Origin of the sequence: Streptomyces sp. NPDC056169 (assembly GCF_042268445.1) — a bacterium.
In the GTDB taxonomy this organism is placed as follows: Bacteria; Actinomycetota; Actinomycetes; order Streptomycetales; family Streptomycetaceae; genus Streptomyces.
Genome location: NZ_JBHJUO010000011.1, coordinates 23,539 through 47,464, shown reverse-complemented (window position 1 = coordinate 47,464; position 23,926 = coordinate 23,539). Strand labels below are relative to the sequence as shown.

20 protein-coding genes are annotated in these 23,926 nt (G+C 73.3%); 11 read left to right on the top strand and 9 right to left on the bottom strand.

What is annotated here, in order from left to right; translation table 11 throughout:
• Positions 1-70 precede the first annotated feature (70 nt).
• The 3 genes from ACFC0G_RS19085 to ACFC0G_RS19075 all read left to right on the top strand — a co-directional run bounded on the left by ACFC0G_RS19085 (position 71) and on the right by ACFC0G_RS19075 (position 4,206).
• Complete coding sequence (locus ACFC0G_RS19085) at positions 71-1,525, top strand: HtaA domain-containing protein (protein ID WP_376404625.1); 1,455 nt, start codon at positions 71-73, stop codon at positions 1,523-1,525.
• A 195-nt stretch (positions 1,526-1,720) separates the two neighbouring features.
• Positions 1,721-3,421 carry an HtaA domain-containing protein gene (locus tag ACFC0G_RS19080; RefSeq protein WP_376404623.1) on the top strand — a complete coding sequence of 567 codons (1,701 nt, stop codon included), beginning with the start codon at positions 1,721-1,723 and terminating at the stop codon, positions 3,419-3,421.
• Positions 3,422-3,537: 116 nt separating this feature from the next.
• Positions 3,538-4,206, top strand: coding sequence for a PhzF family phenazine biosynthesis protein (locus ACFC0G_RS19075; protein WP_376404621.1), 669 nt, complete (start codon positions 3,538-3,540; stop codon positions 4,204-4,206).
• A gap of 12 nt (positions 4,207-4,218) precedes the next feature.
• On the opposite strand, the gene ACFC0G_RS19070 is transcribed toward ACFC0G_RS19075, so the two are convergent.
• Positions 4,219-4,869, bottom strand: a complete 651-nt coding sequence (locus ACFC0G_RS19070) for a heme oxygenase (biliverdin-producing) (RefSeq protein WP_376404619.1) — start codon at positions 4,867-4,869, stop codon at positions 4,219-4,221.
• A gap of 114 nt (positions 4,870-4,983) precedes the next feature.
• Positions 4,984-5,841, bottom strand: a complete 858-nt coding sequence (map, locus tag ACFC0G_RS19065; RefSeq protein WP_376404617.1) for a type I methionyl aminopeptidase — start codon at positions 5,839-5,841, stop codon at positions 4,984-4,986.
• A gap of 61 nt (positions 5,842-5,902) precedes the next feature.
• Here map and ACFC0G_RS19060 point away from each other — a divergent pair, with 61 nt between their 5' ends.
• The gene (locus ACFC0G_RS19060; RefSeq protein ID WP_376404615.1) at positions 5,903-6,136 is read left to right on the top strand and encodes a hypothetical protein; all 234 of its coding nucleotides are present in this window, start codon (positions 5,903-5,905) and stop codon (positions 6,134-6,136) included.
• A gap of 35 nt (positions 6,137-6,171) precedes the next feature.
• On the opposite strand, the gene ACFC0G_RS19055 is transcribed toward ACFC0G_RS19060, so the two are convergent.
• Entirely contained in the window at positions 6,172-7,503 is a 1,332-nt protein-coding gene (locus tag ACFC0G_RS19055) for an MFS transporter (RefSeq protein ID WP_376404613.1), read from the bottom strand.
• A gap of 122 nt (positions 7,504-7,625) precedes the next feature.
• Positions 7,626-8,228 carry a hypothetical protein gene (locus ACFC0G_RS19050; RefSeq protein WP_125747711.1) on the bottom strand — a complete coding sequence of 201 codons (603 nt, stop codon included), beginning with the start codon at positions 8,226-8,228 and terminating at the stop codon, positions 7,626-7,628.
• 105 nt (positions 8,229-8,333) lie between these two features.
• On the opposite strand from ACFC0G_RS19050, the gene npdG reads away from it, so the two are divergent.
• A complete protein-coding gene (npdG, locus tag ACFC0G_RS19045; RefSeq protein WP_376404611.1) occupies positions 8,334-9,062 on the top strand; it encodes an NADPH-dependent F420 reductase in 729 nt (242 codons plus the stop codon).
• A 24-nt stretch (positions 9,063-9,086) separates the two neighbouring features.
• Positions 9,087-9,335 (top strand): hypothetical protein, encoded by a 249-nt coding sequence (locus ACFC0G_RS19040; RefSeq protein WP_376404609.1) that lies wholly within the window; start codon positions 9,087-9,089, stop codon positions 9,333-9,335.
• 175 nt (positions 9,336-9,510) lie between these two features.
• On the opposite strand, the gene ACFC0G_RS19035 is transcribed toward ACFC0G_RS19040, so the two are convergent.
• On the bottom strand, positions 9,511-10,305 hold the full coding sequence (locus tag ACFC0G_RS19035; protein WP_376404607.1) for a site-2 protease family protein: 795 nt from the start codon (positions 10,303-10,305) through the stop codon (positions 9,511-9,513).
• A 192-nt stretch (positions 10,306-10,497) separates the two neighbouring features.
• Here ACFC0G_RS19035 and ACFC0G_RS19030 point away from each other — a divergent pair, with 192 nt between their 5' ends.
• A complete protein-coding gene (locus ACFC0G_RS19030; RefSeq protein ID WP_376404605.1) occupies positions 10,498-13,944 on the top strand; it encodes a BTAD domain-containing putative transcriptional regulator in 3,447 nt (1,148 codons plus the stop codon).
• 15 nt (positions 13,945-13,959) lie between these two features.
• On the opposite strand, the gene ACFC0G_RS19025 is transcribed toward ACFC0G_RS19030, so the two are convergent.
• From ACFC0G_RS19025 to panB, 3 genes are all read right to left on the bottom strand, one after another.
• Positions 13,960-14,829, bottom strand: coding sequence for an ABC transporter permease (locus ACFC0G_RS19025; protein ID WP_376404603.1), 870 nt, complete (start codon positions 14,827-14,829; stop codon positions 13,960-13,962).
• Positions 14,826-15,818: an ATP-binding cassette domain-containing protein gene (locus tag ACFC0G_RS19020; protein WP_376404601.1), complete on the bottom strand. Its 993-nt coding sequence runs from the start codon at positions 15,816-15,818 to the stop codon at positions 14,826-14,828. Before ACFC0G_RS19020 ends, ACFC0G_RS19025 begins: the two co-directional genes overlap by 4 nt.
• 120 nt (positions 15,819-15,938) lie before the next feature.
• Positions 15,939-16,802 carry a 3-methyl-2-oxobutanoate hydroxymethyltransferase gene (gene panB, locus ACFC0G_RS19015; RefSeq protein ID WP_376404599.1) on the bottom strand — a complete coding sequence of 288 codons (864 nt, stop codon included), beginning with the start codon at positions 16,800-16,802 and terminating at the stop codon, positions 15,939-15,941.
• A 227-nt stretch (positions 16,803-17,029) separates the two neighbouring features.
• On the opposite strand from panB, the gene ACFC0G_RS19010 reads away from it, so the two are divergent.
• The 4 genes from ACFC0G_RS19010 (at position 17,030) to ACFC0G_RS18995 (ending at position 22,048) form a co-directional block, all read left to right on the top strand.
• The gene (locus ACFC0G_RS19010) at positions 17,030-18,745 is read left to right on the top strand and encodes an MFS transporter (RefSeq protein ID WP_376404597.1); all 1,716 of its coding nucleotides are present in this window, start codon (positions 17,030-17,032) and stop codon (positions 18,743-18,745) included.
• A 37-nt stretch (positions 18,746-18,782) separates the two neighbouring features.
• Complete coding sequence (locus tag ACFC0G_RS19005; protein WP_376404595.1) at positions 18,783-19,466, top strand: TetR/AcrR family transcriptional regulator; 684 nt, start codon at positions 18,783-18,785, stop codon at positions 19,464-19,466.
• Between the two features lie 186 nt (positions 19,467-19,652).
• Complete coding sequence (locus ACFC0G_RS19000) at positions 19,653-20,681, top strand: endonuclease/exonuclease/phosphatase family protein (protein ID WP_376404593.1); 1,029 nt, start codon at positions 19,653-19,655, stop codon at positions 20,679-20,681.
• 113 nt (positions 20,682-20,794) lie between these two features.
• Positions 20,795-22,048, top strand: coding sequence for an MFS transporter (locus tag ACFC0G_RS18995; protein ID WP_376404591.1), 1,254 nt, complete (start codon positions 20,795-20,797; stop codon positions 22,046-22,048).
• Here ACFC0G_RS18995 and ACFC0G_RS18990 read toward each other — a convergent pair.
• Entirely contained in the window at positions 22,011-23,786 is a 1,776-nt protein-coding gene (locus ACFC0G_RS18990) for an NAD+ synthase (protein WP_376404589.1), read from the bottom strand. The genes ACFC0G_RS18995 and ACFC0G_RS18990 overlap by 38 nt on opposite strands.
• Positions 23,787-23,926: the final 140 nt, after the last annotated feature.

Below are 23,926 nucleotides of genomic sequence, written 5' to 3'. Positions count from 1 at the left end.
GGGGTTCCGGCCGGGGCTCGATGCAGCTTAGGTTAGCCTTACCTCACTAGCCAGTCCTCGGAGGGGTTCCATGCTGCTGTCCAGACCCGCCCGCGCGCTCGCCGTGACCCTGTTCACGGCCCTGCTCGCCGCCCTGATCCCGGCCTCCGCCGCCCACGCGGAGGACCGCACGGTGCAGGGCGGGCGGCTCGACTGGGGCATCAAGACCTCCTTCCAGAGCTACGTCACCGGGCCCATCGCGCAAGGCAGTTGGAGCCTCACCGGCGGAGCCGCCACCGTCGGCGGCAGCCAGTTCCGCTTCCACTCCGCGCAGGGCTCGTACGACCCCGGGACCGGCACCTTCGAGGCCGCCTTCGCCGGCGGCGTCCACTTCACCGGCCACCGGAAGGCGGACGGCACGAACGAGCTCGACCTCACCGTCAGCCGCCCCCGTGTCGTCGTCCGGGGCGGACACGGCACCCTCTACGCCGACATGGCGAGCAAGGCCAAGGGCAGCGGGCGCATGAGCGTCACGGCGCAGGTGCCGATGGCCACCCTGAACCTCGGCGGCATCGACATGCGCGGCGGCGGCAGCCCCCTCGCCCTCAACGGCGTCCCGGCCACGCTCACCGCGCAGGGCGCCGCGGCCTTCGCCGGCTACTACCCGGCCGGCACGCAGCTCGACCCCGTCAGCCTCACCGTCGACGTCCAGACCCCGAAGCAGGCCGCACCCACCACCGCACCCACCACCGTGCGGGCCGCCCCGCCGGCCACCGAGTCGACGGCGAAGCCCCCCACGAGTCCGTCGCCCACGGCGAGTTCCCCCAATGCGCCCGCGAGCACCAGCCCGATCAGGACCGCGGCGGTCGACTGGGGTGTCCGCCGCACCTTCCGCGAGTACGTCACCGGAGCCATCGCCCAGGGCAGGTGGACCCTCGCCGACGGCGCCCAGGACGGCGGCGCGCTCTTCCGCTTCCCGAGCGGCAAGGGCGCGTACGACGCGAGGAAGCAGACCCTCGACGCGGCCTTCGCGGGCAGCGTCCGCTTCACCGGCGCCCACCTCGACCTCACGCTCTCCGGGGTCACCGCGAAGGTGACCGGCGGCACGGGCACGCTCAGCGCCGACGTCACCAGCGCCGGGACGACCACGAAGGCCGTACCCCTGGTCACCTTCCCCGCCCGGGACTTCGCCCCGGAGAACGGCCTCGCCGCCGTCACCGAGGCACCCGCCACCCTCACCGAGGGCGGCGCCAAGGCCTTCGGCGGGATGTACAAGGCGGGGACCGCGATGGATCCGGTGTCGCTCGCCGTCACCGTCGACGCCACGGCGAAACTGCCGGCGCTCCCGGACCTCGGCAGTGGGGTCACGTCCTCCGCCGCCCCGACGAAGCCGGCCGCCCCCGCCGCTCCGTCCGTCGCGGCGGCCGGGACCTCCGACTCCTCCACCGGCACGTACGTCGCGATCGGCGCGGGTGTGCTCCTCGCCGCCGCGCTCGGGGTCTTCGTCGCCGTACGCCGCCGCCGCACCGGCACTCCCACGGACTGACCCCCATGGGCTTACCCCTGCCGCACACCGCCCCCTCACCCGTACCGCCCCGACGCGCCGCCCCGACGCGCCGCCCCGACGCGCCGCCCCGGCGCGCCGCCTCACGCCCCGCCCCCACGCCCCGCCTTACGCCACGCCCCCGCGCGCACCCCCCCCTGCGCCGCCCCCCGCGCACCACCTAGGAGAACCCCCGCCATGGCCACCCCCTTCCGCTTGCGCCGATCCGTCACCCTGGCCGCCGCCGTCGCCACGGCCGCCGCCCTCGGCACGGGCGCCGTCGCCCTCGCCCTGCCCGCCTCGGCCGCCGACGCCGCGCCCCCGATGGCGCTGAGCGACGGCACCCTGGACTGGGGCATCAAGCAGTCCTTCCGCTCGTACCTGGCGCAGCCCTTCGCCCACGGGAAGACCACCGTCGAGGGCGGCGCCCGGCAGGCCGCGAACAACGGCGTCTTCACCTTCGTCGAGGGCACCGGTACGTACGACACGGGCACCCACGCCACGGCCAACTCCTTCCGCGGCGGCGTCCACTTCGAGGCCCACTCGGGCGCCCTCGACATCCGCATCTCGGACGTCAGGCTGACGACGAAGGGAACGGCGGCGCCGACCGGCGAGATCGTCGCGGACGTCGTCACCAAGGAGAAGGACGGCAGCTTCAGCACGCGTGACGACATCGCCTTCGCCGCGCTCGACATGACGGGCGTCAGGCCGGGCCAGGGTGCGGGCGGCGCCATGGTGTTCAGGGACATACCGGCGAAGCTGACGAAGGACGGCGCCGCGGCGTTCGCGGGCTTCTACAAGGAGGGCGACCAGCTCGACGCGGCCACGCTCACCGTGAAGGCGGGCGCCCGGCCGACGACCGCGCCCCCGACCACGGAGCCGCCGACCACGCCGCCCGTGACCACCGAGCCCCCGACCACCCCGCCCGTCACGCCGACGACCACGGCCCCGACGTCCCCGGCGCCCACCACGACGGCCCCCACGTCCCCCGCGCCCACCACCACGGCCCCGACCTCCCCGACCTCCCCGACCTCTCCGGCCCCGACCACCACCGCCCCCACGACGCAGCCGCCGACCGACCCGTCCGGCGTCGTCGACGGCAGGCTCACCTGGGGCGTCAAGCAGAGCTGGCAGCGGTACGTCGGCGAGATGTGCGGCGGCTCCGTCACCGCCTCCGGCGGCGCCGTGAAGCGGGGCTCCGCCTACGACTTCGGCTTCGTCAAGGCCGACCTCGACGCCGACGCCCGCAAGGCCGAGGCCGCCTTCTCCGGCAAGCTCGCCTTCGTCTGCGCCGCGCACGGCATCGACTGGACCGTCACGGACCTGAAGGTGAAGGCGACGGGCACCACCGGCATCCTGACCGCCGACGTCGCGAGCGCCGCGGGCACGAAGAACGACGTGGCGCTGGTCGACCTGGACCTCTCCCGGGCCGACTGGACCGTGGACAAGGGGCTCGTCACCCTCGCCGACCTCCCGGCGAAGCTGACGGCGGCCGGCTCCGCGACGTTCCACGCCCCCGGCGGCCAGGGCGGCTACCCCGCGGGCACCGAGATGGACCCGGTGACCGTGACCCTCGCGGCCGACGAGGACGCCTCGCTCCCGTCGACCTCCGGCGGCGGCTCGTCCACCACGGGCGGCACAGGCACCACCGGCACCACCGGCGGCTCGTCCACCACGGGCGGCGCCGGGGCCGTCGGCGGTTCCGGCACCGTCGGCGGCACGGGCGCGGCCGGGGGAGCGGGCACGGTCGGCGGCTCCGGTTCCGTCGGCGGCTCCGGGGCCCTCGCCGCCACCGGCTCGGGCACCCCGACCGGCCTCCTCCTCGCCGCCTCCGGCCTGATCGCCGGCGCGGGCGCGGCCGTCGTCATCACCGTCCGCCGCCGCGCGACGGAGTCCTGACCGACACCCCCTCTACCGCCACCCCCCCAACAGGCAGGGCCGTCCCCGATCCCCGGGTGCGGCCCTGCCGCTTCGATCGCCGGTGAAGCGAGACCTCCTAGTGATTGAATTCCGCCATGAACACGACTGCCACTGACATCGACGTCCTCCGGGTCTTCTGTGCGGGCGACGGAGGCCACGGCAACGCTCTCGGGGTCGTACGGGACCCCCGGCACCAGCCCGACGAGGCCTCCCGGCAGGCGCTTGCCAAGGAGCTCGGCTTCAGCGAGACGGTGTTCGTGGACGACCCGGAGCGCGGGCACGTCGACATCTACACCCCCGGCGTGCGGCTGCCGTTCGCCGGGCACCCGCTCATAGGTGCCGCCTGGCTGCTCGACCTGGAGGTCGTCTGCCCGCCCGCCGGTGAGGTGTGGGTGCGTGGGGACGGGGAGTTCACCTGGATCGCGGCGCGCGCCGAGTGGGCCCCGCCGCGGACGCTGCGCCAGTACGGCTCCGTCGCCGAGGTGGAGGCCCTGGAGGTGCCCGAGCCCGGCGAGTGGATCTACGCCTGGGCCTGGCAGGAGGAGGCCGCGGGCCGGGTCAGGGCGCGCGGGTTCCCGGGGCGCGGCGACGGCATCGACGAGGACGAGGCGACCGGTGCGGCGGCGCTGCTCCTGACGGCACAGCTGGGACGGGCCCTGAACATCACGCAGGGCCGGGGTTCGCAGCTGCTCACTGCCCCCGGCCCTGACGGCATCGTGGAGTTGGGCGGACGCGTCCGCCTGGAGGGAACGCTCACGCGCTAGGTCCGGACAGGCTCACGCGCTGAGCGGGAACTCGCCTCCCAGCTGGTGGAAGACCGCGCTGTTGAAGGCGAAGGCGCGCTTGCACTCGTCGACGATCCGCTGCTTCTCCAGGTCGTCCGCGTTCACCGCGTCGAGCAGCTCCCGGTAGGTCCGCTTGAACGCGGCGGGGTTGCCGATCTCGTCGAAGACGTAGAACCGCACGCCGTCGCCCTTGCGCGCGAAGCCCCAGGTCCGCTCCGCCTTGTCGCGGATGATCTGGCCGCCCGACAGGTCGCCCAGGTAGCGCGTGTAGTGGTGGGCCACGTAACCGGCGGGCCAGTCACGGGCGCACTCCGCGACCCGCTCGGCGTACGCGACGGTGGCGGGCAGCGGGGAGACCCCGGCGCGCCAGTCGGAGCCGCGCAGATGGGCGAGGTCCTGCTCCAGGGCGGTCGTGCGGAACAGCTCGGTCTGTATGAAGGGCCTGGCGACCGGGTCCTCGCGCAGCGCCTCCGCCCCCTCCTCCAGGGCGCGGTAGACGAACCAGAGCTGCTCCGTGTAGCGGGCGTAGGCGTCGACGGCGAGGCGTCCGCCCAGGAGGTCGCCCATGAAGGACGACGTCTCCGCCTCCGTGTGCTGCTCGTGCGAGGCCGTACGGATGAGCGTGGAGAAGGGCGTGTCCAAGGCGTGCCTCCGGGACCGATGGGACGGGAACCAGTGCTGATCCTGCCAAGTTAGGCATACCTAAGTCAACTGGTTCCCGACGTCCTGTCGGTAAAAACGTACCCGTTCGAGAGGTCAGGGCAACGTAAGAATTTCGGCCCCGTTCTCGGTCACGACGAGCGTGTGCTCGAACTGCGCGGTCCGCTTCCGGTCCTTGGTGACCACGGTCCAGCCGTCGTCCCACATGTCGTAGTCGTGCGTGCCGAGCGTCAGCATCGGCTCGATCGTGAAGGTCATGCCGGTCTTGATCTCGGTGGTGTGGTGGGGGGAGTCGTAGTGCGGGACGATCAGGCCGGAGTGGAACGACGAGTTGATTCCGTGCCCGGTGAAGTCGCGGACGACTCCGTACCCGAAGCGCTTGGCGTACGACTCGATGACCCGCCCGATGATGTTGATCTGGCGGCCCGGCCGCACGGCCTTGATGGCCCGGTTCAGCGACTCCCGGGTCCGCTCCACGAGCAGCCGCGACTCCTCGTCGACGTCGCCGCAGAGGTAGGTGGCGTTGTTGTCGCCGTGGACGCCGTTGATGTACGCGGTGACGTCCAGGTTCACGATGTCGCCGTCCCGCAGCACCGTGGAGTCCGGGATGCCGTGGCAGATGACCTCGTTGACCGAGGCGCAGAGAGACTTCGGGAACCCGCGGTAGCCGAGGGTCGAGGGGTAGGCGCCGTGGTCGCACATGTACTCATGGGCGACCCGGTCGAGCTCGTCGGTGGTGACCCCCGGAGCGATGTGCTTGGCGGCCTCCTCCATCGCCTGCGCGGCGATGCGGCCGGCGATCCGCATCCGTTCGATGGTGTCGGAATCCTGCACCTCGGGCCCGCTGTACGGGGTCGGGGCGGGCTTCCCGACGTACTCGGGGCGGCGGATGGAGCCCGGGACGGAGCGGTGGGGGGAGAGCTCCCCCGGAACGAGAAGCGACTGGCCAGACATGTCAGCGAGTCTAACGACCGCGTCTGGGGCAGCATGGTCTCGGAGGAAGGAGCCGACGACGATGGCCCTGTTCAAGAAGAAGACCGTGGGCAAACCCGGCGAGTGGTACTACTGCCTGGAGCACAAGAAGGTCGAGGAGGGCCCGGAGTGCCCGGCGAAGAACCGATTCGGCCCGTACGCCAGCCGTGAGGAGGCCTCCCACGCGATGGAGACCGCCCGCGAGCGGAACCTGGAGTGGGAGACCGACCCGCGCTGGCACGAGGGCGGGCGGCCGGACGAGAACCCCCCGGCCTGACGGCTTGACCCGGGACGGGGGCCGGCCGGGACCGTTCACACGGCCCCGGCCGCCTCCCGGGCCGCGGCGGCCTCCTGCTGGGCCTTGCGGCGCAGCGAGTCCTCGTCCGTCTCGGAGTCGTACGTGAGCAGCTTCGGCAGCGCCAGGCAGAGCAGCCCCACCGAGGCGACACAGGCCACGCCGCCCGACCAGACGGCCGCCCTGGTGCCGGTCCAGCCGGCCATCACGCCCGCCCGGACCTGGCCCAGCTGCGGGCCGACGCTGTAGGACAGCACCTCGATGCCGGCCAGCCGCCCGCGCAGCTCCTCCGGGATCGTCTGGTTCCAGATCGTGGCCCGGCCGAGCCCGCTCAGCATGTCGCCGGCGCCCGCGAAGGCCAGGCAGAGCAGGACGAGCCAGATGTTCCCGAACCAGCCGGCCGCCGCGATCGCCAGACCCCAGCCGGCGGCGCCGCCCACCACGAGCAGCCCGTGCCGCCGCACCCTCGACGTCCAGCCGCTGGTCAGACCGAGCACCAGCGAGCCGACCGAGCCCGCCGCGTACATCAGGCCGAGGGACCAGTCCGCGTCCAGCTCGTCCGCGAGGAACGGGAAGATCGTGTTCGGGAAGGCGAAGAACATCGCCGCGAGGTCGATCGCGTACGTGCCGAGCAGCACCGGCCGCGACCAGGCGTACCGCGCGCCCTCCGCGATGCCCCGCAGCGAGGGCTTCTCCGCGTCGTGCGCGGGCGGCGCGGGGGAGAGCCGGCGGCACATGAGCACCGAGGCGGCGAAGCCGACGATCGTCACCGCGTACGCCGGGGCGTGCCCCGCCAGCGCGACGACGAGCCCCGCGACCGACGGTCCCGCGATGGAGCCGATCTGCCAGCGCAGGGAGTTGAGGGCCGCCGCGGCCGTCTGCTGCTCGTGCGGCACGATCCGGGCGAGCAGCGAGTCGAGCGCGGGACGCTGGAGCCCCGCGAGCGCGGAGACACCGGCCGCGACCACGTACAGCGGCCAGAGCATCGGCTCCGGCAGCAGCGCGTTGAGCAGCAGGAGCAGGGCGAGCACGCCGAGACCCGCCTCCGTCCCCACGATCACCTTCCGCCGGTCGACGGCGTCGGCGAGCGCGCCGCCGTACAGCCCGAAGACGACCAGCGGCACCAGCTCGACCGCGCCCATCGCACCGACCGCGAGCGGCGAGTTCGTCAGCTCCTTGATCTGGAGCGGCAGGGCGATCATCGCCATCGCGCTGGCGAAGTAGGTCACGAGCCCCTGGATCCACAGGAGCCGGAAGTCGCGGGACGCGCGCCAGGGAGCCAGATCGGGCAGGAGGGCGGAGAGCTTGGGGGAGCGTTTGGCGGAGGGTTCGGGGGAGGCAGAGGACACGAGGGGTCATGTTCCGGCCAGGAGAACGCCCGGGCAACCGAATATGCCGGCAGGCGAGCCGGTTCCCCTCTTCTCCCAGCGAACCGGTTCCCCTCGTCTACCAGCGAGCCGGGTCCCCTCGCCTACCAGCGGGCCGGTGGCGGTGCCGTCAGCCGGTCGGCGAGGTCCGAGAGCCGGTCTCGGAAGCGACGGCTCCCGCGCGGCGACGGCAGGCTGTTCTCCCCGGCCGCCGCGCTCACCAGGTGCTGCACCGTGTCCAGGTCGACCTCCGCGCCCTCCGCCACCGTGAGCGTCTCGTGGGCGAGGCCCCGCACCTCCGCGTCGCCGCCGTCGAGCGAGAGCACCGTCGCCCCCGCCCGCCGGGCGTCGTGCACCCGCTGGAGCAGCCCCGCGTCCGGCCGCTCCGGCGCCACCATCAGCAGCGTCGCCCCGCGCCCCGCCGCCTCCAGACGGCCGAGACCGACCGCCAGATGCGCCGGGTCACCCGGCCGCACCCGGTGCCGTACGAGCGTGGGCGCCAGCTCCGGCAGCCCCGACCAGGCCGCCTCGTCGACGAGGTGCGCCGCCAGGTGCCAGGGCTCGTACTCCTCCGTGCCGACGAGCAGCAGACCGCCCCGGTGCGGCACGACCGAGGAGCGGAGCGCCCCCGCGAAGCGGCGGGCCGCCCGAGGCCACTCCGTCCCGGCGAGCACTTCCCGCAGCAACGCGACCCGTACGGCATCCATGGGGTGGCATCCTGCCGCAGCGGCGCCCCGGGCGTGGCCGGTTGTGGTCGGTTCCACCCGTACGGGACGGGCCCCGGCGCCCCGACCGCTCGGTAATGTCGGCCCATGACTTCCTCGACTGCCTCCACCTCCACCGACTCCACCGCCACCCCCAAGCCCGCCCCCAAGGACCCGTGGGACCTCCCCGACGTCTCCGGGCTCGTCGTCGGCGTCCTCGGCGGCACCGGCGAGCAGGGCCGCGGCCTCGCCTACCGGCTCGCCAAGGCCGGCCAGAAGGTGATCATCGGCTCCCGGGCCGCCGACCGCGCGCAGGCCGTGGCCGAGGAGCTCGGCCACGGCGTCGAGGGCGCCGACAACGCCGAGTGCGCCCGGCGCAGCGACATCGTGATCGTCGCCGTGCCGTGGGACGGACACGCCAAGACCCTGGAGTCGCTGCGCGACGAGCTCGTCGGGAAGCTCGTCGTCGACTGCGTCAACCCGCTCGGCTTCGACAAGAAGGGCGCCTACGCCCTGAAGCCCGAGGAGGGCTCCGCCGCCGAGCAGGCCGCCGCGCTCCTCCCGGACTCGCGGGTGGCCGCCGCCTTCCACCACCTCTCCGCCGTCCTCCTCCAGGACGCCTCCCTGGAGGAGATCGACACGGACGTGATGGTCCTCGGCGAGGAGCGCGCCGACGTCGAGCTCGTCCAGGCGCTCGCCGGCCGCATTCCCGGCATGCGCGGCGTCTTCGCCGGCCGCCTGCGCAACGCCCACCAGGTCGAGTCGCTCGTCGCGAACCTGATCTCGGTGAACCGGCGCTACAAGGCCCACGCGGGCCTCCGGGTCACCGACATCTGAGCCGGTCCCGGCCGGGCGCGCGGCATGGGGGACACTGGACGGGCACCAGCAGCCGTACCCGGACAGGAGCCGTCCCCCATGCCCCGCCTCGCCCTCTACGCCCTCGTGGTCTGCGCCCTGGCCGTCGCCGCGGCCGTCGTCTCCTTCGTCCAGGGCAGCTTCCTGGGCGTGATCTGGGTCCTCCTCGCGGGCCTCTCCTCGAACATGGCGTGGTACTACGTCCGCCGAGCGAAGATCGAAAAGCAGGCCGCCGCCACCGCACCGCAGGTCTAGGGGGTGTCTTGCCGATCAGGCCGGGCTCGCGGCGTCTGGCACCGTGCCTCGCCGCGTTGTCGTCACTCGCCGACGCTCCGCGTCGACTCCCTCCTCCGCCTTGCGATCCACGGCACCAGACGCCGCTCCCTGATCCGGCCTGATCGACAAGACACCCCCTAGGGCCCGTCCGGCCCTAGACCCGGCAGAACTCCGGCGTCTCCTGCCAGAACCGGAACAGCTGCGCACCGCAGTACCGGCTGTCCTCCGACACCCCCAGGGTCTTCATCAGCGCGTCGATCGCGTCGAAGAAGGCGCCGTTGACCGCCGGCACGAACAGCAGCGCGATCACGATGAAGAAGCCGTACGGCGCGTACGGCTCGATCTGCCGCTTCACCTTGTACGACAGCCAGGGCTCCACGACGCCGTAGCCGTCGAGGCCCGGCACCGGCAGGAAGTTCAGGAGCGCGGCCGTCACCTGGAGGAACGCCAGGAACGCCAGCGCGTACCGGAAGGCGACGGGCACGCCGTCCAGCGCGTCCAGCCAGAACGGCGCGGTGCAGACCAGCGCGAAGAGGACGTTCGCCAGCGGGCCCGCCGCCGAGATCAGGCTGTGCTTCCAGCGCCCCTTGATCCGGCCCTGCTCGATGAAGACCGCCCCGCCCGGCAGACCGATCCCGCCCATGATCACGAACAGCACGGGCAGGATGATGCTCAGCCACGCGTGGGTGTACGCGAGCGGGTTCAGGGTCAGATAGCCCTTCGCCCCGACCGTGATGTCCCCGCCGTGCAGGGCGGTGCGGGCGTGCGCGTACTCGTGGAGACAGAGCGACACCACCCACGCCGAGGTCACGAAGAGGAACACCGCGAGCCCGGGCAAGGCGGCGAAGTCCGTCCACACCGCCCAGCCGGTGACGGCCATGACGGCGAGGATCGCCAGGAAGACGGGGCTGATCCGCCGCTCGTGACGCCGGGTGGTGGCCGTGCTCATCGCGGGAACTCCCAGGGGACGAAGGGCTGGTGTGCGGGAAACGTACCGGGTGGCGGACGAAGTTCCGGGGCGGGGGCGCCGCCGACGTACGGGCCGTCCCCCCTGCCCTGCGTCGCTCCCTCCCCGCATCGGATGCCCCCGTCCGCGCGCCCCGCTTCCGGGGATGGGCGGCTTCTCGCGGAGAATGGGGGCGTGCGTTACTCCCTGCTCGGCCCGACCCTCGCCCATGCGCCCGACGGCGCCGCCGTGAACGTCGGCGGTCCGCGCGTGCGGGCGCTGCTGACCGTGCTCGCCCTGCGGGCCGGCCGGACCGTGCCCGTACCGGCCCTCGTCGACGAGGTCTGGTACGGCGACGAGCCGCCCGCCGACGCGGTCGCCGCGCTCCAGGCCCTCGTCGGGCGGCTGCGCCGGGCCCTCGGGCGGACCGAGGTGATCTCGGCCGACGGCGGCTACCGGCTCGACGCCCGGCCCGAGGACGTCGACGCCCACCGCTTCGAACACCTCACCGCCGAGGGCGTCGCCGCACTCGCCGGCGGGGGCGCCGCGCGGGCCGCCGCCCTCCTCGACGAGGCCCTCGGGCTCTGGCGCGGGCCCGCCCTCGCCGACCTCCCGGACCGGGACACGGAGGCCGCCCGCTGGGAGGCCCGCCGCCTCGACGCCCGCCGCGCCAGACTCGACGCGGCCCTCGCGCTCGGCGAGGCCACCGCGGCCCTCCCCGAGCTGACCGCGCTCTGCGCCGCCCACCCCCTGGACGAGCCCCTCCAGGCCCTGCGGATCCGCGCCCTGCGGGACACCGGCCGCGCCGCCGAGGCGCTCGCCGCGTACGAGTCGGTCCGCCGCGCCCTCGCCAACCGCCTCGGCACGGACCCCTCCCCGGCCCTGCGCGCCCTCCACACGGAGCTGCTGGCCCCGGAGCCGAAGCCGCGGCCGAAGCCGGCGACGAGGCCGGAGCCGACGCCGGCCCCCGGCCGTCCCGGGAACCTCCGCGCCCGGCTGACGAGCTTCGTCGGGCGGGACGAGGAGATCGTCGCCCTCCAGGAGGACCTGCGGGGCGCGCGGCTCGTCACCCTGCTCGGGACCGGCGGGGCGGGCAAGACCCGGCTGTCGCAGGAGGCCGCCGAGCGGGGCGCCGGGGCATGGCCCGACGGCGTCTGGGTGGCCGAGCTCGCGTCCGTACGCGACCCGGAGGCCGTGCCCGAGGCCGTCCTCGCCGCCGTCGGCGCCCGCGAGACCGTGCTGCGCGGCGCAGGAGCCGAGGAGCTGCGCGCCGGGGACGACCCGCTCGCCCGGCTCGTCGAGCACTGCGCCGGGCGCCGGATGCTGCTGCTCCTCGACAACTGCGAGCACCTCGTGGCGGCCGCCGCCGACCTGGCCGAGACCCTGCTCGCCCGCTGCCCCGGGCTCCGGGTCCTCGCGACGAGCCGGGAGCCGCTGGGCGTGCCGGGCGAGGTGGTGCGCCCGCTGGGACCGCTGCCGACGGAGACCGCGCTGCGCCTCTTCGGGGAGCGGGGCACGGCGGTCCGCCCCGGTTTCCGCACCGCGGAGGACCCGGAGGCGGCGGCGGAGATCGTCCGCCGCCTGGACGGGCTGCCGCTGGCGATCGAACTGGCCGCGGCCCGGCTGAGGATGCTGACCCTGCGCCAGATCGCGGACCGGCTCGACGACCGCTTCCGGTTGCTGACCTCGGGCGCCCGGACCGTACTGCCCCGCCAGCAGACGCTGCGCGCGGTCGTCGACTGGTCCTGGGACCTCCTCGACGACCCCGAACGGGCCGTCCTGCGCCGTCTGTCGGTGTTCACCGGCGGCAGCGACCTGGAGGCGGCGGAGGCGGTGTGCGCGGGCACCGACACCCACGCCGACACCCGGGCCCACGCCGACGCCCGGGCCCACGCCGACGCCCGGGCCCACGCCGACACCCGGGCTCACGCCGACACCCGGGCTCACGCCGACGCCCCGGCCCACCCCGACGCCCCCGTCCACGCTCACGCCGACGTCCTCGAAGCGCTCGGCTCCCTCGTCGACAAGTCCCTCGTCGTCTCCGCACCCGGCGAGACCGGCATGCGCTACCGGCTCCTGGAGACCGTCGCCGAGTACGCGGGGGAGCGCCTCGACGAGGCCGGGGAGCGGCCGGCGACCGAGCGGCGGCATCTCGCGTACTACCGCGAGCTGGCCCGCCGCACCGACCCCGAGCTCCGCGGCTCCGGACAGGTCGCCGCCATCACCCGCTTCGGGACCGAGTACGGCAACCTCCGCACCGCCCTGCGCCGGGCCGTCGCCGCCCGCGACGAGGACGAGGCGCTCGTCCTCGTCCACTCCCTGCTCTGGTACTGGCAGATGCGCGACCTCCGCACCGACGCCCTGCACTGGGCCCGGGCCGCCGCCGCCCTCGGGCCCGACCCGTTCACGCCGCCCGCCGCCCCCGTCGTCCCCCTGCACGAGCCGTGCACGGCCGCCCCGCCGCCGCTCTCCGAGGAGCAGCGCTGGGAGGCCCGGCGCGGGGTGCGGCTGGTGGAGCTCCTCAACATGGACCACGAGACCGGGCGCTGGACCAGCCCCGAAGGCGTGCGCCGGCTCCGTGAGATGACCGCCGTCTACGAGCCCGGCCTGCCGCAGACCTGCCGGCTGCCCGGCTCCTTCGCCGTCTTCGCCGTCCTCCTCATCGGCGAGGCCGGCCGGCTCCGCGAGCTCCTCGACATGACGGTCGGGGCCTGCCGGCGCCACGGCTACGACTGGGAGCTCGCCAACGCCCTCCAGATGCGCGCCAACATGTCCGCGAACCGGGCCGACCTGGCCGTCGAGGCGATCGCCGACGCCGACGAGAGCCTGGAGCTCTTCCTCCGGCTCGGTGACGCCTGGGGTGCTGCCGAGGCGCTCTCCTCCCGCGCGGAGGCCCACGAGCGGCGGCTCGAGTTCGAGGAGGCGGCCGACGACTTCGCCGCCGCCATCGACTGCGCGGAGCGTATCGGCGCCCAGTCGCAGATGGCGCTCCTGCGGGCCCGGTACGCCGGGACGCTCGTCGAGACCGGGCGGGTCGACGAGGGGGAGGCGATCCTGCGCGAGATCGTGGCAGGCGGCCACGGCTGGGGCCACGAACCCCTGCTCGGCGCCCGCATCTTCCTCGCCCTGGCGCTCGGCCGCAGCGGTCGCACCGCCGAGGCCCGCGAGCACCTGCACGCGCTGCGGGGGGAGTTCGGCTCCGAGACCCTGTCCATCTTCGAGGGCTTCACGCTCGGCAGCCTGGCCTGGCTGGACGCCGTGGACGGGCGGTACGGCTCCGCGCTCGCCCTCGCGGGGGAGGCGTACGAGCGCTCCCTCGGCTCCCTGTCGATGATGGTCGCCCCGCAGATGCCGGCGGTCCACGTCGTCGTCGCCGCCTGGGCGCTCGCCGGCCTCGGCGGTCCCTCCGCGCGGTTCGCGGCGACGCTCCTCGGGGCCGGGGCGGGTCTCGTTCCGCCCGGGCACCTGCCGCCGCCGCTGGAGCGGGAGAACCTGGCCACGGCCACGGAGCTGACCCGGTCCGTCCTCGGCGAGGAGGAGTTCGCCGCGGCGTACGCCGAAGGCGGCGGCCTCTCCTTGGAAGAGACCGCCGCCCTGCTCGGCCGCGCCGCCGACGCGATCAGTGAGCGCGCCGAGTCCTGAACCCCGTCTTTCCGGTCAGGTCTTCTTGCGGAACTTGGTGACCGCGAGCGGCGCCGTGACGACCGTGATCACCAGCGCCCAGCCGAGGGTCATCCACACGGAGTGGGCGACCGGACCGCCGTTGATCAGGTTCCGGGCGGCGTCGGCGAGGTTCGACAGCGGGTTGTAGTCGGTGAAGGTCTCCAGCCAGCCCGGCATCGACGTCGTCGGGGCGAAGATCGAGGAGCCGAACTGGAGCGGCATCAGGACGAGCATCGCCATGCCCTGGACGGCCTGGGCCGTCTTGAGGGTGAGCCCGAGCAGGATGAAGATCCACATCAGCGAGGCGCCGAAGACCATCGACAGACCGATGGCGGCGAAGAGGTGGAGCACCGAGGTGTGGATCTCCAGGCCGAGCAGGAAGCCCATGCCGAGCAGGATCGCGGTGGCGATCAGCATCCGGCCGACCTCGACGACGATCTTCGCGATCAGGACGGAGGACCGGGCGATCGGCATCGTCCGGAACCGGTCCATGACCCCCTTCTTGAAGTCGTCGTTGATGCCCACGCCGACGGCCATGGCGATGTTCATGCCCATCATCGCCATCAGGCCGGGCGTCACGTAGTTGACGTAGACGTCGTTGTTGCCCTTGCCGGAGATCGCGCCGCCGAAGACGTACACGAACAGCAGGATGAAGATGATCGGCATCAGGACGGCGTCGAACATCGACTCCGGGTCCTGCTTGATCTGGAGGGCGTTGCGGCGGGCCAGGGCGCCGATGTGGCGGAGATTGGCCCGCAGCCCGATCCGGCCCTCGGCGGACGGCGCGGGGCGCGCCGGAGCCGTCCTCGGGGTGTCGCCGGGGGCCTTGGTGGCAGTGGTCGTGGTGGTCGTGGTCGTGCTCACGCGGCGACCTCCTCGCTGATCGCGTCGGACACGTCGGTCTTCTGGCCGGTGATCGCGAGGAACACCTCGTCCAGGCTGGGCAGATGGGTCCCGATGTGGGCGATGCCGAAGCCGCGCGCCCCGAGCAGCGCCACGACGGCGGTCAGCTGCTGGTCGGTGAGGATCGGCACGTACAGGGCGCCCTCGTCGGGCACGACGGTCGAGCCGGCGATGCCGTCGAGACCGGTCTCGCGGAGCGCGGCGGCCATCGCGGACAGCTGGTCCGGGTCGACCGGGCGGATCTTCAGGGTCCGGCCGCCGACCTTCGCCTTGAGCTCGTCGACGCCGCCCTTGGCGATGACCTTGCCCTTGTCGATGACGGTCAGCTCGCTCGCGAGCTGCTCCGCCTCCTCCATGTACTGGGTGGTGAGGAGGACGGTGACGCCCTCGGAGACCATCCGCTGGACCTCGTCCCACACCTCGTTGCGGGTGCGCGGGTCGAGACCGGTCGTCGGCTCGTCCAGGTAGAGGACGGAGGGCTGCCCGATCATCGAGGCGGCGAGGTCGAGCCGGCGGCGCATGCCGCCGGAGTAGGTCATCGCGGCGCGCTTGGCGGCGTCGGTGAGGGAGAAGCGCTCCAGCATCTCGTCGGACCGGCGTCGGGCGTCCTGCCGGGACAGGTCGAGCAGCCGCCCGATCATGTAGAGGTTCTCCCAGCCGGAGAGCTTCTCGTCGACGGAGGCGTACTGGCCGGTGAGGCCTATGGTGCGGCGCAGCTGGCGGGGGTGCTTCACCACGTCGTAGCCGGCGACGGTGGCGGTCCCGGAGTCCGGGACGAGGAGGGTGGACAGGCAGCGGACGAGGGTGGTCTTCCCGGCGCCGTTCGGCCCGAGGACCCCGAGGACGGTGCCCTCCCGGACGTCCAGGTCGACCCCGTCGAGGGCCTTCGTCGCGCCGAAGTGCTTCACGAGGCCCCGGACCTCGACGGCGTTGGTGTGTGATCGCGTCATGGCAGCCACTACACCAGCCGCCACCGACAATCCCCCGACAGACGACCGACAGCCCGCCGATGGGGGATGTCGGCGGGCTGTCGGAGGTGCCGCAGTGGCTTCGGGGGACTCTCCGTCGAACTAGTGGAAGGTGTGCTCCTCGGCGGGGAACGCCCCGCCGGAGACGTCCTCGGCGAAGGCGCGCGCGGCGTCGCCGAGCGTCTCGCGGAGGTTGGCGTACTGCTTGGTGAAGCGCGGGACCTTGCCGCCGGTCAGACCGGCCATGTCGGTCCAGACGAGGACCTGCGCGTCGGTGCCGGCGCCCGCGCCGATGCCGATGGTCGGGATGTGCAGCGAGCGGGTGACCTCGGCGGCCAGCTCGGCCGGTACGAGTTCGAGGACGACCGCGAAGGCGCCCGCGTCCTGCGCCGCCTTGGCGTCGCTGAGCAGCCGGTGGGCGGCCTCGTCGGTACGGCCCTGCACTCGGTAGCCCATCGTGTTGACGGACTGCGGGGTGAGGCCCAGGTGGGACATGACGGGGATGCCGGCCTGGACGAGCAGCTCGGTCTGGGCCAGGGAGCGCTCGCCGCCCTCCAGCTTGACCGCGTTGACCCCCGCGTCCTTGATCAGCCGGGTGGCGTTGCGCAGGGCCTGGACGGGCCCTTCCTGGTACGAGCCGAAGGGGAGGTCGCCGACGACGAGGGCGCGCTTGGTGCCCCGGACGACGGCGGCGGAGAGGATCGTCATCTCGTCCATCGTGACCGGCACGGTGGTCTCGTAGCCGAGGTGACAGTTACCCATCGAGTCGCCGACGAGGATCACGGGGATGCCGGCCTCGTCGAAGACGGACGCGGTCATCGCGTCGTAGGCGGTGAGCATGGGCCACTTCTCGCCGCGGGCCTTGGCGGCGGCGATGTCGTGGACGGTGATGCGGCGCGTGCCCTGGCCGCCGTACAGCGCCTTGCTGCTGTCGGCGGGTGATTTCTGGGCAGCCTGAAGCGTCATGGGGAACGGCTCCTTCGTCATCTCGAGGCGCCCTGACGGCGTCCCCGGACCACATCCATGGTGGCACTTCGCCGGGCGGGCGGGGAAGTGGGCCGGAGTGGCGCTGTTCACACCGGTGCAACGTCCCGCGTCGCGTAAAGACGTCGCGTAAGGACGTCGCGTAAAGACTCCGCCAGGTTTTTCGATACGAGACGGTCTCGTATCGAAATAGGGTTAGGGTGATCGGCATGTCGCAGCCGTCCCCTGCTCCCGCCCCTGCCCCTGCCCCGCCCCGGATACCCGAGGCCGTCCACCGGCGCCGCTGGGCCGTCCTCGGCGTCCTCATGCTCAGCCTGCTGATCGTCGTCCTCGACAACTCGATCCTGAACGTCGCGGTCAGGACGATCGCCGCCCCCGCGCCCACCGGCATCGGCGCCACCCAGAGCGAGCTGGAGTGGGCGATCAACTCCTACACGCTCGTCTTCGCCGGCCTCCTCTTCACCTCAGGCCTGCTCGGCGACCGCCTCGGCCGCAAGAAGGTGCTGCTCTTCGGCATCACCGTCTTCGGCATCGGCTCCGCCCTCGCCGCCCTCTCCGGCTCCCCGGACGAGCTCATCGCCTACCGGGCCGTCATGGGCCTCGGCGCCGCGTTCGTCATGCCCGCGACCCTCTCCGTCCTCATGAACGTCTTCGAGCGGGACGAGCAGCCCAAGGCCATCGGCATCTGGGCCGGCGGCGTCGGCATGGGCATCGCGATCGGACCGATCGCCGGCGGCATCCTGCTCGAACACTTCTGGTGGGGATCGATCTTCCTCGTCAACGTCCCCGTCGTGCTCCTCGCCCTCGCCCTGATGATCTGGCTGGTCCCCGACTCCCGTGACCCGAAGCCGGGCCGGATCGACGTACCCGGCGTACTGCTCTCCGTCCTCGGACTCGTCCTCCTCGTGTACGGGATCATCCGCGGCGGCGAGCTCGCGAGCTTCACCGACGTCACCGTCCTCGCCCCGGTCCTCGGCGGCCTCGCGGTCCTCGTCCTCTTCGTCCTGCACGAGCGGCGCAGCGACCACCCGGCCATCGACATGGCGTACTTCAGGAAGCCCGCGTTCTCGGCGGCCGTCGCCGCGATCGCCCTCGTCTTCTTCGCCCTCATGGGCGTGACCTTCTTCTCCGCCTTCTACCTCCAGAGCGTGCGCGGCTACAGCGCGCTCCAGTCCGGGCTGCTGATCCTGCCGCTCGCCGTCGCCCAGATGGTGTTCTCGCCCCGGGCGCGGCTCGTCGTCGACCGCTTCGGCGCGAAGGCCGTGTGCACCGTCGGCATGCTGCTCGTCGCCGCGGGCCTCGCCGCCTTCGCCTTCTTCGACGCCTCGACGCCGATCTGGGCGATGGAGGTCGTCTTCTTCGTCCAGGGCGCCGGAATGGCGCACATCATGCCGCCGGTCACGGTCTCGATCATGCAGGCGCTGCCCCGGGAGAAGGCGGGCTCCGGCTCGGCGGTCAACAACACCTTCCGGCAGGTCGGCGGCGCGATGGGCGTGGCCGTCCTCGGGTCGGTGCTGTCCTCCACGTACCGCGGGGAGATCGAGGGACACCTCGGCGGCGTCCCTGCGGCCCTGCGCGACACGGCGGGCGAGTCCATCGAGGCGACGCTCGCGGTCGCGGAGAAGCTCGGTCCGGCCGGCCGGGACCTCGTGGCCCCCGCGTACGACGCCTTCCTCGGCGCCATGCACGTCACGGCGGTCGCCTCCGCCGTGATCGCCCTGATCGGCGCGGCCGTGGTGGCCGGCTTCCTCCCGGGCCGTACGCCGCAGGGCGCCGGTCCCGACGCCACCGCTCCGGACGGTGCCACTCCGGACGGTGCCACTTCCGACGCCACCGCACCGGACGCCACCGCTCCGGACGGTGCCGCCCGGCGGGCCGCCGTACCCGGGCCCGGCGCCGAGGCGGGAGAATCGGCCCGTCGATAGGCCGACGGCCGGCCACCGGAGGAGAGGCGGAGCGCACGTGTCGCTGCAGGACGGCGGGACCCCGGAACCCCACGACGACGGGCCGCGGCCCGTGGGCTGCGGGGGTCCGGGCCCCGAGGCGGGCCCCGAGGCCGGGCCCGCCCGGCGGGGGCGGCCGCGGAGCGAGGCGGCCGAGCAGGCGATCTTCGACGCGGCCATCACGCTCCTGGAGGGCGGCACCCCGCTCGCCGAGCTGTCCATCGAGAAGCTCGCCCGCACCGCCGGCGTCGGCAAGGCCACCATCTACCGGCGCTGGCCCGGCAAGGAAGAGCTCTTCGTCGACCTGCTCCGCTCCGTGGAGCTCCCGGACCCGGTGCTGCCCGGCACCTCGGTCCGGGACGACCTCGTGACGCTCCTGGAGTCGATCCGGCAGCGTGGCCTCGCCAAGCGGACCTCCGCCCTCCTCCACAACGTGTTCTCGCAGATGCAGCTCTATCCCAAGCTGTGGGACACGTACCACCACACCGTGATCGAGCCGCGCCGCCGCCTCGGCCTGGACGCGGTGCGGCGCGGGATGGAGCGCGGCGAGCTCCGCGACGACCTCGACGTCGAGCTCGTCAACGACCTCTTCACCGGCCCCCTGCTCCTCCGTACCGTCATCCGCCCCGGCGGCACCCTGGAGCCCGGCCTCGCCGAGCGGATCGTCGACACCGTCATGGAAGGCCTCCGCCCCCGCACCTGATCCGCCCGCCGGCCCGGTCGGCGGCCCGGACGAATGTGCGCGTTCTGTCACAGGGCCCCCGCCCGCGCCACCTGCAGGAACCCGCCACGCGCGAGTGTCGTCCCTGGGGGAGTACGACGGACCCGGGATCGCCTAGTGTCGGCACCGGGTCACGCAAGACGGCAAGGCAGCAGTGAGGACAGTGCGATGGCGCGGGTGGACATGACGGAGACCGAGTACGGCGGCGACGGGAACGGGCCCACCGGTTCCGGATCCCGGTTCCGGACCGCCCTCGACGGCCTCCGCCGCGACCGCGGCATCTGGCGCCGGGGCATCCTGATCGCCGCCGCGGCGGTGGCACTGACCCTCCTGATGGTGTTCCACGCCGAGATCCCCAACAAGATCGGCAACCTCGGCAGCCTGACCGAGACCTTCCTGCCCTGGCTGGGCCTCTTCGTCCCCCTGCTGCTCGTACTCGCCCTGGTACGCCGCTCCGCCACCGCCCTGATCGCCCTGCTGCTGCCGTCCGTGGTCTGGCTCAACCTCTTCGGCGGCCTCGTCGCCGACAAGTCGGCCTCCGGCGGCGACCTGACCGTCGCCACCCACAACGTCAACGCCGACAACCCGGACCCCGAGGGCACCGCCCGCGGACTCGCCGCGTCCGGCGCCGACGTGCTGGCCCTGGAGGAGCTCAAGGGCGACATGGTCCCGACGTACGAGCGGGGCCTGGCCGAGGCGTACCCGTACCACTCCGTCCAGGGCACGGTCGGCCTCTGGAGCAAGCTGCCCCTGCGCGCCGCGCAGCCCGTCGACATCCGGATGGGCTGGACCCGCGCCATGCGCGCCACCGTGGTGACCCCCCAGGGCGAGGTCGCGGTGTACGTCGCCCACCTGCCGTCCGTCCGGGTCAAGCTCAACGCGGGCTTCACCGCCAACCAGCGCGACAACAGCGCCAACGCCCTCGGCGAGGCCATCTCCCACGACAAGCACGAGCGGATCGTCCTCCTCGGCGACCTCAACGGCACCATGAACGACCGCTCGCTCAACGCGGTCACCTCGCAGCTGCGCTCCACCCAGGGCGCGGCGGGCGACGGCTTCGGCTTCAGCTGGCCGGCCTCGTTCCCGATGGCCCGGATCGACCAGATCATGGTGAAGGGCGTCGAACCGATGTCGTCCTGGGCGCTGCCGGAGACGAAGAGCGACCACCTCCCGATCGCCGCCCGCGTGAAGCTCTGAGGGTCGGGGCGAAACCTTCCCTTCATCCCCCGGAAGCCGCGGGGAAGAATCCACCTGAGAGTCTTTGTTCCGACGAAGAACTATCTTCGGGACATTCCGGAAAGGCTCTCCCCATGCCCCTGGCGCTGCTCGCGCTCGCCGTCTCCGCCTTCGGCATCGGCACGACCGAGTTCGTGATGATGGGCCTCCTGCCCAACGTCGCCGACGACCTCGGCACCTCCGTCCCCACCGCCGGGTACCTCGTCTCCGCGTACGCGATCGGCGTGGTCGTCGGCGCCCCGCTGCTCACGGCCCTCGGCTCGCGGATCCCGCGCAAGCGGATGCTGCTCCTGCTGATGGCCCTGTTCGTCGTCGGCAACCTCGCCTCCGCGTTCGCCCCCGGCTTCGGCTGGCTCGTCGCCGGGCGGGTCCTCGCCGGACTCCCGCACGGGGCGTTCTTCGGCGTCGGCGCGGTCGTCGCCGCCCGGCTCGTGCCCGAGGACCGGCAGGCGCGGGCGGTGGCCACGATGTTCCTCGGCCTCACCGTCGCCAACATCCTCGGCGTACCGGCCGCGACCCTCCTCGGCCAGCACCTCGGCTGGCGGGCCACCTTCCTCGTCGTCACGGTCATCGGCCTCCTGGCCATGGTGGCGCTCGCCCGCCTCGTGCCGTACGTCCCCCTGGACGAGCGGCAGGGCCTGGGCCGCGAGATCCGGGCCCTCGGCCGCCCGCAGGTGCTCCTCGGCCTGCTCACCGCGGTCTTCGGCTTCGCGGGCGTCTTCGCCGTGTACTCCTACCTCGCCTCGATGACGACCGAGGTGATGGGCTTCGGCGAGTCCACCGTCACGATCGTCCTCGCCCTCTTCGGCCTCGGCATGACGGGCGGGGCGCTCGCCGCGGGCCCGCTGACCGACCGCGCGCTCCGCCCGACGCTGTACGGCTCCCTGGCGGCCCTCGTCCTCGCCCTGGTGGCCTTCCGCTTCACCGTCCACGTGCCGTGGCTGGCCCTCGTCACGGTCGTCGTGCTCGGCGCGGTCGGCTTCATGACCACCACCCCGCTCCAGATGCTGGTCATGCGCAAGGCCAAGGACGCCCCGACGCTCGCCTCCGCCTCCAACCACTCCGCCTTCAACCTCGCCAACGCCGGCGGCGCCTGGGCGGGCGGCGCCGCCGTCGCCGCCGGCTGGGGCTGGACCTCGCCGGCCCTCGTCGGCGCGGCCCTCACGGTCGTCGGCCTCGCGATCGCGGCGCTCGCGGGCCTGCTCGACCGGGCCCCCGCGACGGCGGAGGGGGCCTCCCGCGTCGTGGCGGGAAGCCCCCTCGACCCCGACGACAGGAGGGCCGGGACGGTCAGGAGGACGTCGTCGTCTCCCGCCAGCGGTTCGTGATCGGGAGCCGGCGGTCCTTGCCGAAGCCCTTCGCCGAGATCTTGGTGCCCGGCGGGTACTGCCGTCGCTTGTACTCCGCCGCGTCCACCATCCGCAGCGTCCGCGCGACGACCTCCTCGTCGAAGCCGGCCGCCACGATCTCGTCCTTGCCGCGGTCCGCGTCCACGTACAGCGCGAGGATCCCGTCGAGGACGTCGTAGTCCGGCAGCGAGTCCGTGTCCACCTGGCCCGGGCGCAGCTCGGCGCTGGGCGGCTTCGTGATCGAGTCCTCCGGGATCGGCGGGGTCATCCCGCGGTCCTCGGCGGCCCGGTTGCGCCAGCGCGCGAGCCGGAAGACGGTCGACTTGTAGACGTCCTTGATGGGCCCGAACGCGCCGACGGAGTCGCCGTACAGCGTCGAGTAGCCCACCGCCAGCTCGGACTTGTTGCCCGGCGCGAGGACGATGTGGCCCTCCTGGTTGGAGAGGGCCATCAGCGTCGTGCCGCGCAGCCGGGACTGGAGGTTCTCCTCGGCGAGGCCGGTGAGTCCCAGCGACGCCATGTACGCGTCGAACATCGGCTCGATCGACACCGTCCGGTAGTGGAGACCGGTGCGGCGGGCCAGCTCGGCCGCGTCGCCGCGCGAGTGGTCGGAGGAGTACTTGGAGGGCATCGACACCCCGTACACGTTCCCCGCGCCGACCGCGTCGCAGGCGATCGCCGCGACGAGCGCCGAGTCGATGCCGCCGGAGAGCCCGATCAGGACCGAGCGGAAACCGTTCTTCGCGACATACGCCCGCAGTCCCACGACCAGGGCCGAGTAGACCTCCTCGTCGTCGTCGAGCCGGTGCGCGTACCCGCCCGCGAGCTCCGGCTCGTACGCGGGCAGCGGCTTCCCGGAGAGCACCACTCGGTCGATCCGCAGCCCATCGCCGGTGCCCTCGCCCACGACCCCCTCCGGGGCCTCCGGGTCGGCCGCCGGCAGCTCCAGGTCGACGATCACGCTGCCCTCGACGAACTGCGGGGCGCGCGCGATCACTTCGCCCGCCGCGTCCACGACGATCGAGTCGCCGTCGAAGACCAGCTCGTCCTGACCGCCCGTCGACGCCAGGTACGCCGTGACGCAGCCGGCCTCCCGGGCCCGCCTGCGGACCAGTTCGAGCCGCGTGTCGTCCTTGTTCAGCTCGTACGGCGAGGCGTTGACCGACAGGAGCAGCCCCGCCCGCGCGGCGCGCGCCGCCGGGACCCGGCCGCCCTCCTGCCAGAGGTCCTCGCAGATCGCCAGGGCCACGTCGACGCCGTGGACGCGGACGACCGGCAGGGTGTCGCCCTGGACGAAGTAGCGGTACTCGTCGAAGACGCCGTAGTTGGGGAGGTGGTGCTTGGCGAAGCGCAGCGCCACCTCGCCGCGGTACAGCACGGCGGCGGCGTTCTCCGGTGAGCCGGCGGGCCTGCCGAGCCTCGGCGCGGCCCGCTCGGAACGGTCCAGGTAGCCGACGACGACCGGCAGCTCGCCGAAGCCCTCGTCCGCGAGCCGCCGGGCGAGCCCGCGCAGGGCCTCCCGGGACGCCTCGACGAAGGAGGGCCGCAGGGCCAGGTCCTCGACGGGGTAGCCGGTCAGCGCCATCTCGGGGAACGCGACGAGATGCGCGCCCTGTCCGGCGGCGTGCCGGGTCCAGTGGACGATCGCCTCGGCGTTCCCGGCGATGTCTCCGACGGTCGAGTCGATCTGATTCAGGGCGAGGCGTAGTTGAGGCACCCGGCCAGTGTAATCGTCACACCGACGCGATGTCCCGGAAAACGCCCCGGCAGGTCCCACGCCCGCCCCACGCCCGACCTGCGGTCCGCCCCACGCCCGACCTGCGGTCCGCCCGCGCTCTCGACATGCGGCCCGCCCCC